The following is a 12,889-nucleotide window of genomic DNA, read 5'->3' on the forward strand; positions in this document are numbered from 1 at the left end:
CAATGCATGACAGCGACGCCATCCTCGCCCGCGCGCCGGGGCTCACCGCCGCGCAACTGCTCGCGGCGCTGGCTCGCTGCGGCTCGACCGACGCCCTGCTGCAGGCAAGCCGCGACGAACTCGCAGCCTGTGGCATCGCTGCCCCCGCCATCGACTGGCTGCGCCGGCCTGATCCCGCCCTCGTCGCGAGCGACCTGGCATGGCGGCAACGCCTGGGCCTCGGGGTACTGCTGGCCGGCCCGCCCGACTATCCGCCCCTGCTCGCCGCCACGGCCGGCGCGCCGGCCGCACTCTACCTGCGGGGCGAGGTTGCAGCGCTCAGCCAGGCGCAACTCGCGATGGTCGGTTCCCGCAATCCCACCGCCAGCGGTCGCGAGACAGCCTGGCAGTTCGCGCGGCATTTTGCCGACACGGGCCTCGCCATCACCAGCGGGCTCGCGCTTGGTATCGACGCCGCCTGTCACGAGGGTTGCCTGGCGGCGAATGGTGTCACCATCGCGGTCTGCGGCACCGGACTCGATGCCATCTACCCGGCCGCGCACAAGGATCTCGCCGCGCGCATCCTCGCCACGGGCGGCGCGCTGGTGAGCGAATTTCCGCCAGGCACAGCCCCGCGACGACACCATTTCCCGCAGCGTAACCGCATCATCGCCGGCCTCGCCCTGGGTTGCCTGGTCATCGAGGCCGCCCGCGACAGCGGCTCGCTCATCACCGCGCGCCAGGCCGGCGAGTACGGCCGCGAAGTCTTCGCTGTACCCGGCTCCATCCACAATCCGCTGGCCCATGGTTGCCACCAGCTGATACGCGACGGCGCCAAGCTCGTCGAAACCGCCCGACACGTCCTGGAGGAATTGCGTTTATGCAATATAAATCAAGTAGTTACGAGCACCCCTACGCGCGGCCGGACGGCTACCGGGGCGGCGCCGCAATTGGACAAGGACTACGAAATCCTGTTAGATGCGCTCGGCTTCGAGCCGACCAGCGTGGATCAGCTGGTCGCGCGAACCGGGATTGCGGGCGACTCAATAGCCTCCATGCTGCTCATTCTCGAGCTCAAGGACCTGATCGAGCCGTGCCCGGGTGGCCGGTACAGTCGGATCCCCGATAACAGACTATGAATCAGAATATCCTCGACGTTCTCATCTACGTTTTCGATCACTACATGCTTGCCGATGGCGGCGAAGTCCCGCCGCGGCCGGAACTCGTGCGCGACCTGGCCGAAGCCGGTTTCGCCGAATCGAGCGTCCACCGGGCTCTCGACTGGCTGGCGGATCTCGCGGCCAAGGGCGAGCACGGGCCGCTGCAGCCGGCCGGCACCGCCATCCGCGTCTTCACCGATGGCGAACTGACCCGCCTGCCCACCGAGTGCCGCGGCTTTCTGCTCGCGCTGGAATCGCGCAACGTGCTCTCACCACCGCAACGCGAACTGGTGATCGAACGTCTGCTGGCACTCGAAACCGAGGAACTCGGCATCGAGCAGATCAAGTGGGTGGTGCTGATGGTATTGTCGAGCCAACCCAACCCGGATCTGTCGTTCGCCCGCATGGAGTACATGCTCCTCGACGCGCCGAGCGGCACCGCGCATTGAATTCTCCCGCGGTACGGGCCGCGGCCTCGCCGGGCTGGCGCAGCGCCGTGGCTGAACCCCTGACGCGACTGGTCACAATCTAACCGCTATGGCTGAAAATCTCGTCGTTGTCGAATCGCCCGCCAAGGCGCGCACCATCAAGAAATACCTCGGCAAGGATTTCCAGGTGCTCGCCTCCTATGGTCATGTCCGCGACCTTATTCCCAAGGAAGGCGCGGTCGACGCCGAGAATGATTTCGCCCTGACGTATCGCCTGCTCGAGAAGAACGAACGCCATGTCGAGGCCATTGCCAAGGCGCTGCGCAAGGGCGATGCACTCTATCTCGCGACCGACCCGGACCGCGAGGGCGAGGCCATCGCCTGGCACCTGCACGAAATCCTGCGCGAACGCGGCGACCTGAAGGGCAAAAAGGTCTATCGCGTGGCCTTCTATGAGATCACACGCAACGCGATTCGCGAGGCGGTCCAGCATCCGCGCGACCTGTCGCTGGATCTGATCAACGCGCAACAGGCGCGGCGCGCACTCGACCATCTGGTCGGTTTCAATCTGTCGCCGCTGTTGTGGAAGAAGGTACGCCGCGGCCTGTCCGCGGGCCGTGTGCAGAGCCCGGCGCTGCGCATGATCTGCGAGCGCGAAGCCGAGATCCAGGCGTTCGTGCCGCGCGAGTACTGGACCATCGATGCCGCAGGCGAGCACAGCGAACAGCAATTCCCGCTGAAGCTCGTCGAGTACGCTGGCACCAAGGTCGAACAGTTCAGCTTCACCAATACCGCATCGGCACGTGAGGTCGAAGCCACCCTGCTGAGCGCGGCCGCCGGTCAGCTCAAGGTCAACAGCATCGACCGCAAGCAGCGGCGGCGCAATCCGGCGCCACCGTTCACCACCTCGACGCTGCAGCAGGAAGCCTCGCGCAAACTCGGCTATTCAGCACAGCGCACCATGCGCCTGGCGCAACAGCTGTATGAAGGTGTCGATATCGGCACCGGCAATGTCGGCCTCATTACCTACATGCGTACCGACTCGGTCGCACTCGCTGCGGAGGCCGTTACGGAAATTCGCGCCACGGCCGCCCGCCTCTACGGTGAAGCGTCGGTCGCGCCTGAACCGCGCGCCTACAAGACCAAGTCGCGCAACGCCCAGGAGGCGCACGAGGCCATCCGGCCGACGTCCGCGGCCATCGTGCCGGCGGAGATCGAGCAGTATCTCGAGCCAGACCAGTTCCGGCTCTATTCGCTCATCTGGAAGCGTGCGATCGCCTGCCAGATGGCGCATGCGGTGTTCGACACGGTCGCCATCGACATGCTGGCAGGTCAGGATGGCCCGGCACGCCATGTACTGCGCGCGAATGGTTCGACCATGGTGAGCGCGGGATTCATGGCCGTGTACCAGGAAGGTCGTGACGAGCCCGGCGGTGACGACGAGTCCGACCGGATCCTGCCGCCCATGAGCGAAGGCGATGCAGTGAAGCTCGTCGAAGTCACTGCGAACCAGCATTTCACCGAACCGCCGCCACGATTTACCGAGGCATCGCTCGTCAAGGCGCTCGAAGAGCACGGCATCGGCCGTCCGTCGACCTATGCGACCATCATGTCGACGCTGCGCGATCGCGAATACGTCGACAACGAGAATCGGCGTTTCACGCCGACCGACATCGGCAAGATCGTCAACGATTTTCTCACCAAGCATTTCCATCGCTACGTCGAATACGGCTTCACCGCTGCCATGGAGGATGAGCTCGACGCGGTGTCACGCGGCGAGGAGCCTTGGACCGAGCCATTGCAGAAATTCTGGCGGCCCTTCATCAGCCGCGTGCGCGACATCGACAAGAACGTCACGCGCGAGGAAGTGGCTCAGGCACGTGAGCTCGGCCGCGACGCGGCAACCGGCAAACCGATTACGGTGCGCATGGGCCGCTTCGGTCCCTTCGTACAGATCGGCACCAAGGACGACGACGAAAAACCGCGTTTCGCCGGGCTGCGCCCGGGCCAGAAAATGGACAGCATCACGCTGGCCGACGCAATGGAGCTGTTCAAGTTGCCGCGCGACCTCGGTGAGACCGCCGAGGGTGAGCCGGTATCGGCCAACATCGGGCGCTTCGGCCCCTACGTCAAATACGGCAGCAAGTACGCATCGCTGAAAGACGACGATCCCTACACCGTGACGCTCGAGCGCGCGCTCGAGGTCATACGGGCCAAGAAGGAAGCCGATGCCAATCGCATCATCAACGATTTCGCCGATGCGGGCATCCAGGTACTCAATGGCCGCTATGGGCCCTATGTCACCGACGGCAAGCGCAATGCCAAGATTCCCAAGGATCGCGAACCCAAGGCGCTGACGCTCGATGACTGCCGCGAGCTGCTCGCCAATGCGCCGTTGCGCGGCCAGCGCGGCCGTCGCGGCAAGAGCGCCGCGCGCCCGGCTGCGAGCGCCGAGGCGCCGGCAACCGCGACGACGCGGGAGACGGGCAAGGCCAAGGCCAAGGCCGGGGGCAAGGCGAAGGCGAAGACCGGCGCCAGGAAGAGTGCGTCCGCGAAGAAGAAGGCTGCGCCGCGCAAGGCAGCCACCACAAAGGCAGACGCCACCGCGGATTGAAATACCGCCACCTCTACCACGCGGGTAATTTCGCCGATGTGCACAAGCATATCGCGGTCATCGCCGTGCATGCCGCCATGGCAGCCAAACCTGCTGCAATCCAATGCATCGACACCCACGCAGGCGCCGGACGCTATCGGCTCGAGCGCTCCGACAACTCCGCCGAGGCCGCTTCGGGTATCTGGCGTCTGCTCACGGCGATCGACGAGGTTGCACCACCACCCGAGATCGCAAACTACGTTGCGCTGCTGCGTCGTGACGACCCGGGCGCCGGAAACCTGCTGCAATATGCTGGATCACCACGCTTCCTCGCCATGGTGGCGCGCGCGCAGGATCGCGTCATCGCCATCGAGCGCGAGCCAGAGGTGGCGCAGGAACTGCAGGCCGCGCTCGCCGATTGGCCTCGCACGCGAATTCTGTGTGCCGACGGACCCGGCCAATTGCGTGCGTTACTGCCCGCAAAGTCGGCACGCAGCCTGTTGCTGATCGATCCTGCCTACGAGGATACGGCGAGCGAATTACCGGCGTTGCAGGCTGCGCTCGACGATGTGCGCAAGCGCTGCGAGACCGCGGTCTGCCTGTGGTGGTATCCGCTCTCCCGTGAGCGCCGCGTGTCGGCGGCCGTTGCGCGCGCGTGCGCGGCATTCGGCCGTCCGTGGCTGCAAGCGGAGCTGTCGCTGCTGGCCGAGGATGCACCCGGTCTCACCGGATCGGGCTTCGCCGTGATCAATCCGCCATTCGCTTTCGCCAGGGGCCTGCAAGGCTGGCAGGACTACCTGGGCGGCTGCCTTGCAAGGACCGGCCGCGCGAACGCGCGGATCCTGCACCACGAGACGGCCACAAAAAGAACAAGGCCCGATCATCACTGAGCGGGCCTTGCCAAATGCGCAGTCGAGCCTGCGCGGTCAGCGATTACTTGTCGCTACCGCACTTGCCCTCGCCGCATTTGCCTTCACCGCATTTGCCTTCGCCACACTTGCCTTCAGCAGCCTTGTCACCGCCGCAGGAGCCCTCTTTGGCCTTGTCACCACCGCAGGATCCTTCTTTGGCCTTGTCACCGCCACAGGAACCCTCTTTGGCCTTGTCGCCGCCGCAGGAACCCTCTTTGGCCTTGTCGCCGCCGCAGGAACCCTCTTTGGCCTTGTCGCCGCCGCAGGATCCTTCCTTCGCCTTGTCACCACCACAGGAGCCTTCGCCAACGACCATGTAGGCCGTCGCCAGCGATTCGGCGCTGAAGGCGTTGGCGGCCGATACATTCATCGCCGCGACAGAAGTCACCAGTGCGGCGCCGACCGCCATGGCAACGGGTTTTTTCAGGAACGTCTTCGACATCGAGCTCTCCTTAGAACATTTTGAACGAACGTACGTTGAACACATCGACTGCGGATATCCGCTTCAGCCAACATCGAGCGCCAGTGCCGACAGCAACTGTCGCGTACGGTCAGCCGGCGGCTGGGAGCCGCGTCGAATGACCGCAATACTGCCATGACTTACCGGCACGATCACGCCGCTATAGTCACCTTCGGTAAATGCCTCCTCGCCTGCAACCGAAATCCCGGGCAACGGCATGATGGTGACCGGTCCCTCTTCGGTGTGCACGACCAGATGCGCAACGAAAGAGCCGCGAAACCAGCAACTCATGGCGTAGGTGACGCGGCTGGCGCCATCCGGCGACAGGTGCAGATCACTGCGGCGCAACACGGCTTCGAGATCCCTGGGATCGACGCGCGGTCGTTCGTCCCAGCTTGTCGGTTCGTGCGCGACGTGGGCGGCGAGAGCGGCGGCGAGTGATGGCGTCGGCCGGATCGCGAAGGTCACGACTGCGCCGAGCACCGCGACCAACACCGTGGCGGCGAGCGCCATGCGCTGCCATTGTGGCCGTCGCACGAGCGCGCCAGCCGCTGCCGGCAAGGCCACGACATTGTCGGCCGCGGGCAATTGCGTGTGCAGGGCGCGATGGATACGCGCGTCGAGTTCCTGCATTTCGCGTTGCAGCTGCCCGCAGGACGGGCAGCCGGCGATGTGCGCTCGCAGCGCCTCGTCACTGACTCCCGGTTCGCCACCGATGCGAAGCCGTGCCGCTTCACAAGACATGCCTGGCGTACTCATCGCTGACTGTCGTCCTCATCCACCACTGCAGCTCCACCAAGGGCATCGCGCAATTTGTGCCGCGCCCGGAACAGGCGGGTCAGGACCGCCGCCTGCGTCAAATTGAGTTCGCTCGCGATTTCGGTCGTCGAGAATCCACCCAGCACCTGCATGACCAGCGGCTCCCGGTATTCCTCGGGCAATGCCAGGATGGCGCCTCGCAAATCGTCGATTTCGCTGTCGTCGGTCTGCGCCAGTTGCATGTCCTCGCTGCCCAGCAATGCATCGATATCGGTCAATTCCAGCCGCTTGCGCTCGTGCAAACGCGCGTGCTCGCGCCGGACTATGGTGTACAGCCATTGGCGCAGCGCGCGCGGCTCCTTCAGATCGCCCTGTGCCTTCCAGGCCCTGACCATCGCATCCTGCACGACGTCCTCGGCCACGGTCCTATCGCGTGCCAACCACAGCGCAAAACGCAACATTTGTGGCCGAAACTGCGCGAGCTGGCGCTCAAATTCGCCGGCTCCAGGCTGTTCCGACCCACCTTTGTTCATGTATAAAGACCCGCAATCCGGCTTTTTTGTTGCAGCGAAATCTACCTCAATTCCGCGCTGGCCCCTAAAATCCCAGGACCAGCACCCATCCATGACAGATAAATCCGCCCAATTCGGTGTCGTCGGCTACCCTATCGGTCATAGCTGGTCGCCATTCATCCATGGCCTGTTCGCCAAACAGACCGGCCACCAGTTCACCTACCGGCTGTTCGAATACCCGCCCGACGACTTCCGCTCCAAGGTACTGGCGTTTTTCGCCAGGGGCGGCAATGGTCTCAACGTGACGGTGCCGCACAAACGCGCTGCCGCCGAAATTGCCAACGAACTCACGCCACGTGCCGAGCGTGCCGGCTCGGTCAACACCCTGGCCCGCCAGGAGGATCGCATACTCGGCGACAACACCGACGGCGGCGGGCTGGTGCGCGATCTGCGCGACAACCTTGGACTCACCGTCACTCACAAGACACTGCTGATCATCGGCGCAGGCGGCGCCACCCGCGGCATCCTGGGTCCCCTGCTCGCACTCGACCCGGCGGAAATCGTCATCGCCAACCGTAACATCGAGAAAGCCAATGGCATGGCCGCCGCTTTCTGTGATCTGGGGCCGGTGCGCGCAAGCGCACTCGCTGATCTCTCCGGCGAGCATTACGACTATGTGATCAATGCAACCTCTGCCGGCTTGAGCGGCGAAGTGCCCGAAATCAATCCCGGCGTTTGCAACGCCGACACGATTTGCTACGACCTCTCCTACAGTCGCACCGATACACCCTTCATCCGCTGGGCCAAGGATCGCGGCTGCATCAATACCCACCAGGGCTGGGGCATGCTGGTCGAACAGGCCGCAGAATCCTATTGGCTCTGGCATGGCGTGCGGCCCGAGACACTGCCCGTGCTCGCCGCGCTTGCGGGGCAGACGCGCGATCGCTCGATCGCCTAGGGGAGCTCTGCCCTAGCGCATCGTGACCAGCTCCTCGGCGCTGGTCGGGTGTATCGCCACCGTATCGTCGAAGTCGCGCTTGGTCGCGCCCATGCGTATCGCCACGGCGAAGCCTTGCAGCATTTCATCGGCGCCCGCGCCGACCACGTGGCAACCGATGATGCGCTCCTCCTCGCCGAGCACGACCAGTTTCATGCGCGCGCGCGCCTTGCGCTCGGTGAGTGCGTGATACATGGGCAGGAAGCCGGCTTCGTAGACCTTGACCGCATCGCCATGACGCGCACGGGCATCGGCCTCGCTGAGACCCACCGTGCCCACCGGCGGGTGGGCGAACACGACGCTCGCGATATGCTCATAGTCGAGGCGCCGTTCGGGCCTGCCGCCGAACAATCGGTCTGCGAGCCGGCGCCCCGCAGCGATTGCGACCGGCGTCAACGGCGCCCGCCCGGTGACATCACCCAGTGCGAACACGCCTTCGACATTGGTGGCCTGCCACTCGTCCGTAAGTACATGGCCATCGGCATCCAGCGCGACGCCGATTGCCTCGAGACCGAGGTTGCGGCTGGCCGGGCTGCGCCCGATGGCCAACATGACCGAGTCAAAGCCGCCAACACCTGCGCCGCCTCGCAGCTGCAGGGAAAAACCACCCTGGTCACCGCCCTCGATGGCCGTCACCTCGCTATCCGGCACCAGCGCGACACCGTCGGCCAGGAGCTGCGCCGTCACGGTTTCGGCGATCATGGAATCGAAGTGCCGCAACACCTGCGCGCCGCGTATCACCAGCGTCACGCGGGCGCCGAGCGAGCGAAGCACACCCGCGAGCTCCACGGCGATGTAACCGGCGCCAATGATCGCTACGTGCTCGGGGCGCTCGCTCATCGCGAAGAAATCATCCGAGGTGAGCGCAAGTTCCGCGCCGGCGATCGGCGGACGCATCGGCTCGCCGCCGGTCGCGATCAGGACGCGTCGCGCTCGCAGCTCGCGACCGTCGATCACGATCTCGTTGGGGCCGGTGAGGCGAGCCACTCCCTTTTGCCACTCCACGCCGCGCCGTGCGAGATTGCTCGCGTAGATGTCGTTCAGTCTTCGTACGTAGGCGTCGCGGGCGACCTTCAGCGCCGCAAAATCGTGGCCGCTCGCCGAAACCTCGAAGCCGTAGCCGCGCGCATCGCTGATCTGGTGCGCCAGCTCTGCCGCATACCACATGATCTTCTTGGGCACGCAACCGACGTTGACGCAGGTGCCGCCGAGGCGCGCCCCCTCGGCAAGAAATACCCGCGCGCCGTATTCGGCAGCCCGCTGTGCCGCTGCGAGTCCGCCGCTACCACCGCCTATGACCGCGAGATCGTATTGCTGTTCCGCCACGCCGGGCCCCGCAAATCGCGCACGACGGCGCCGATGGTAGAACCTATCTCATAACACGGCGCGGCCGCAAAGCGACTTCGCCGCTACCCGGGGGCGCTTGCCATCGCCGCGTTTTCCCCGGGGATTTGCCGAAAGCCGCGACGGCCGGCCGGTCGGCAGGCGCGACTGTGTAGAATTCCGCAATGTCCGCATCCATGCCGCAGGCGGCGCCAACCCTACCGCCGCACCCGTTGCTGCCCGATTTCGCTGCCATACGCCCCGCCGCAGTCCACGTCGAACTGTCGGCGTTGCTGGCGTCGCAACGGCAGCAGATCGAACAGCTGTGCGCCGTCGAGCCGCCGCAGTTCGCCACCGTCGTCGAGCCAATCGAAAGACTACGCCACGAGCTGTCGCGCCGCTGGTCGCCCATCTCCCACCTGAACGCGGTGGCGAGCAACGATGACTTGCGCGCCGCCTACAACAGCTGCCTGCCGCTGCTCGCGGATTTCGAGAGCGATCTGTCCCAGAACGAGCAGCTGTTCGCCGCCTACCAGCGTATTGCTGCAAACGAGTCGGCAAGCTTGCTGCCACAACAGTCGCGCCTGCTCGAACTTGCACTGCGCAACTTCCGGTTGGGCGGCGTGGCGCTCAAGGGCGAAAAACGGGTGCGTTTCAAGACGCTGATGAACGAGCTCGCACAGCTTGGCTCGAAGTTCGACGAGAACGTGCTCGATGCCACCCAGGCCTATCAGCGCCGGGTCACCGATCCAGCCGAACTCGCCGGCTTGAGCGATGCGCTCATCGACGCCGCCGCGAGGCGCGCCCGGGATGCCGGGGTCGGCGGCTGGCTTCTGCTGCTCGATCAACCCACCTACGTCGCCATCCTCTCCGAAGCCGAGCACGCGACTTTGCGGCGCGATTTCTACCGCGCGTGGAACACGCGGGCTGCCGATGCCGGCGACGATGGCGGCCGTTTCGACAACAGCCAAGTCATGTGTGACATCCTGGCGCGCCGCCACGAGGCTGCAAACCTCCTCGGATTTGCAAACTACGCCGACTACTCGCTCGCCAGCCGCATGGCAAAGAGCCGCGAGCAGGTCCTGGCGCTGCTCGATGATCTGGCGCGCGCCGCGCGACCCGCTGCCGAACGCGAATACGCGGCACTCGAGCACTTCGCCGGCCGACCACTCGACGCCTGGGACATCACGTTCTTCTCGGAACGGCTGCAACAGCGCGATTTCGGCATTTCACAGGAAGAATTACGCCCCTACTTCGGCCTCGAGCGCGTACTCGAGGGAATGTTCGACGTGGCGCAACGACTGTTCGGCATCCACATCGCGCAACTCGACGGCGTGCCGCGTTGGCACGATGACGTTCGCTTCTATGCGGTGCGCGACCGCACGGGAGCTGATCGCGCATTCTTCTATCTCGATCCTTACGCCCGCCCGCGCAAGCGCAGCGGCGCCTGGATGGATGACTGCGTCGATCGCATGCGCATAGGACAGACGCAGGCGCTGCCGGTCGCCTATCTCGTCTGCAATTCACTGCCGCCCTCGTCCAGCCAGCCGGCGCTGCTGACGCACGACGACACCCTGACCCTGTTTCACGAGTTCGGGCACGGTCTGCACCACATGCTCACCCAGGTCGACTATCCGAGTATCGCCGGTATCAATGGCGTGGCCTGGGACGCCGTTGAGCTGCCGAGCCAGTTCATGGAGAACTTCGCCTGGGAACCCGAGGTACTGGAACGCATCGCGGTTCACTATGCGAGCGGCGCAGCACTCCCGCCGGCGCTGCGTCAGAAACTGGTGGCGAGCCGTTGCTTCCAGGCCGGGCTCGCCACCTTGCGCCAGCTCGAATTCGCGCTCTTCGACTTTCATCTGCACGCCGACTACGACCCGGCCAGGGGCGCCAGCGTCTACGAGACCCTGCAGCGTGTGCGCGATCAGGTGGCTATCGTCAAGCCGCCGGCATGGAATCGCATGCCGCACAGTTTTGCGCACATATTCTCCGGCGGTTACGCGGCGGGCTACTACAGCTACAAGTGGGCCGAGGTGCTGGCGGCCGATGCATACGGCGCGTTCCGCGAGCACGGCGTCTTCGATGCGCCAACCGCACAGCGATTCTATGACGCCATCCTGAGCCGTGGCGGCAGCCGCGACGAACTCGAAGGCTTCGTGCAGTTTCGGGGCCGGCCACCGACCATCGACGCACTGTTGCAACAGGACGGAATCCGCCAATGAAGACACTCGCTGCCACCATCCTGGCAACCGGACTCGTGTTGCCGGCACTCGCAGTCGGCGACACCCGCTATGTCGTCGAGCAGCTGGTCATCAACCTGACCACCGAGCCGGGCGCTGGCGAGCGTCTCGCCAGCGCGCGCAGCGCCGATGCCGTCGAGGTGCTCGAGGAGCAGGATGGATTCGCGCGCGTGCAACTGCGCTCGGGCGTCGAGGGCTGGATGAAAAGCTCCTACCTCTCGCGCGAAGAACCACTGCGCGCAAGACTCGACCAGCGCCAGCAGGAACTTGACAAGGTCAAGCGCGAACTGGCGGATGCCAAACGTCAGCTGGAGCGAAGATCCGGGAGCTCCGACAAGACCACGCCGGCCGCACCCGCGCCGGCGGCGCCCACGGTCGCCAAAGACGCCTCACCGACCGACCAGGCCGAGGCGGAAACCGGCGCGCCGCCGCTCATGGGCCGGGGCGATGTGGCCGCAAAGACTGCCTCACGCGGCGCTTCGATCGGGGTCAGTCTGCTCGCGGCACTGCTCGCCTTCGGCGCGGGCACCGGCTTCGGCTGGTGGCTGCTCGATCGGCGCATTCGGCGCAAGTACGGCGGCTTGCGCATCTATTGAACGTGGGCTAGCCGATATGCCAGTCACCGCGGTCACCTGGAACGTGAATTCGCTGCGCCTGCGCCTGCCGCAGCTGCTCGAATGGCTCACCGAACGGCAGGTCGATGTCCTCGCCCTGCAGGAGACCAAGACCCGCGACGAAGATTTCCCGCGCGAGGAGCTGACCCGCCACGGCTGGTCGATTGCCGCGAGCGGTCAGCGCGCATACAACGGGGTCGCGCTGTTGAGTCGCGAACCGGCGCGCGATGTGCTGGTCGACATTCCCGGGTTCGACGACCCGTCGCGCCGGGTGCTGGCGGCAACCTTCGCGAGACTGCGTGTCATCAATCTCTATGTACCGAACGGCCAGTCGATCGATTCGGAAAAATACCAGTACAAGCTTCGCTGGCTCGACGCGCTGCACGGGTGGCTGCAACGCGAACGCGAGCAACACGAGCACCTGCTGGTGATGGGCGATTTCAACATCGCACCGGAGGATCGCGACGTACACGATCCGGACAGCTGGCGCGGCAGCGTCCTCGTGAGTGACGCAGAGCGCAATGCGCTGCAGCGGCTGCTGGCACTCGGGCTCGTGGATGTGTTTCGCAATTTCGACCAGGCGGCGGCGAGCTATAGCTGGTGGGATTACCGGGCCGCGGCATTTCGCCGCAACCACGGTTTGCGCATCGACCTCATACTCGCGAGCCGGGCGCTGGCCGAGCGCTGCCAGTCCTGCCAGATCGACAAGGAACCGCGCCGCTACGAGCGCCCTTCGGACCACACACCGGTTCTGGCCACCTTTGACATATAGGGTGCGACGAATGGACCATGGCGTGCATGGAACTGTGCGCCAACCCGCGGTTCGCCGGCGCGGCTCACCGTACACTGGCCCGCAGTATCGCCATTGCTGAAATTCCAATACCAATCACGGCAAGGCAGTCCATCTGAA

The 12,889-nt window shown here is 65.1% G+C and carries 12 protein-coding genes; 8 read left to right on the top strand and 4 right to left on the bottom strand.

What is annotated here, in order from left to right:
* The first annotated feature begins 2 nt into the window (after nt 1–2).
* The 4 genes from dprA to rlmJ all read left to right on the top strand — a co-directional run bounded on the left by dprA (nt 3) and on the right by rlmJ (nt 5,050).
* Entirely contained in the window at nt 3–1,118 is a 1,116-nt protein-coding gene (gene dprA / locus R3E77_16100) for a DNA-processing protein DprA (GenBank protein ID MEZ5500938.1), read from the top strand.
* Nucleotides 1,115–1,588 carry a DUF494 domain-containing protein gene (locus R3E77_16105; protein MEZ5500939.1) on the top strand — a complete coding sequence of 158 codons (474 nt, stop codon included), beginning with the start codon at nt 1,115–1,117 and terminating at the stop codon, nt 1,586–1,588. The genes dprA and R3E77_16105 overlap by 4 nt, the downstream gene beginning before the upstream one ends.
* 88 nt (nt 1,589–1,676) lie before the next feature.
* Nucleotides 1,677–4,181 carry a DNA topoisomerase I gene (locus R3E77_16110; protein MEZ5500940.1) on the top strand — a complete coding sequence of 835 codons (2,505 nt, stop codon included), beginning with the start codon at nt 1,677–1,679 and terminating at the stop codon, nt 4,179–4,181.
* Nucleotides 4,178–5,050: a 23S rRNA (adenine(2030)-N(6))-methyltransferase RlmJ gene (gene rlmJ, locus R3E77_16115; protein MEZ5500941.1), complete on the top strand. Its 873-nt coding sequence runs from the start codon at nt 4,178–4,180 to the stop codon at nt 5,048–5,050. Before R3E77_16110 ends, rlmJ begins: the two co-directional genes overlap by 4 nt.
* A gap of 43 nt (nt 5,051–5,093) precedes the next feature.
* Here the strand turns inward: rlmJ and R3E77_16120 are convergent, their stop codons facing one another.
* From R3E77_16120 to R3E77_16130, 3 genes are all read right to left on the bottom strand, one after another.
* Complete coding sequence (locus R3E77_16120; GenBank protein ID MEZ5500942.1) at nt 5,094–5,513, bottom strand: hypothetical protein; 420 nt, start codon at nt 5,511–5,513, stop codon at nt 5,094–5,096.
* Between the two features lie 63 nt (nt 5,514–5,576).
* Nucleotides 5,577–6,275, bottom strand: a complete 699-nt coding sequence (locus R3E77_16125) for a DUF3379 family protein (GenBank protein MEZ5500943.1) — start codon at nt 6,273–6,275, stop codon at nt 5,577–5,579.
* Nucleotides 6,276–6,286: 11 nt separating this feature from the next.
* Entirely contained in the window at nt 6,287–6,823 is a 537-nt protein-coding gene (locus R3E77_16130) for a sigma-70 family RNA polymerase sigma factor (protein ID MEZ5500944.1), read from the bottom strand.
* A 91-nt stretch (nt 6,824–6,914) separates the two neighbouring features.
* Here R3E77_16130 and aroE point away from each other — a divergent pair, with 91 nt between their 5' ends.
* Entirely contained in the window at nt 6,915–7,760 is an 846-nt protein-coding gene (aroE, locus tag R3E77_16135; protein ID MEZ5500945.1) for a shikimate dehydrogenase, read from the top strand.
* Nucleotides 7,761–7,772: 12 nt separating this feature from the next.
* Here the strand turns inward: aroE and gorA are convergent, their stop codons facing one another.
* Nucleotides 7,773–9,125 (bottom strand): glutathione-disulfide reductase, encoded by a 1,353-nt coding sequence (gene gorA, locus R3E77_16140; protein MEZ5500946.1) that lies wholly within the window; start codon nt 9,123–9,125, stop codon nt 7,773–7,775.
* A 182-nt stretch (nt 9,126–9,307) separates the two neighbouring features.
* On the opposite strand from gorA, the gene R3E77_16145 reads away from it, so the two are divergent.
* From R3E77_16145 to xth, 3 genes are read left to right on the top strand one after another with little or no spacing between them, the layout of a single operon-like run.
* Nucleotides 9,308–11,347, top strand: a complete 2,040-nt coding sequence (locus R3E77_16145) for a M3 family metallopeptidase (GenBank protein MEZ5500947.1) — start codon at nt 9,308–9,310, stop codon at nt 11,345–11,347.
* Nucleotides 11,344–11,961, top strand: coding sequence for an SH3 domain-containing protein (locus tag R3E77_16150; GenBank protein ID MEZ5500948.1), 618 nt, complete (start codon nt 11,344–11,346; stop codon nt 11,959–11,961). The genes R3E77_16145 and R3E77_16150 overlap by 4 nt, the downstream gene beginning before the upstream one ends.
* Before the next feature lie 16 nt (nt 11,962–11,977).
* On the top strand, nt 11,978–12,751 hold the full coding sequence (gene xth, locus R3E77_16155; protein ID MEZ5500949.1) for an exodeoxyribonuclease III: 774 nt from the start codon (nt 11,978–11,980) through the stop codon (nt 12,749–12,751).
* Nucleotides 12,752–12,889: the final 138 nt, after the last annotated feature.

Source organism: Steroidobacteraceae bacterium (assembly GCA_041395505.1).
Taxonomy (GTDB): domain Bacteria; phylum Pseudomonadota; class Gammaproteobacteria; order Steroidobacterales; family Steroidobacteraceae; genus JAWLAG01.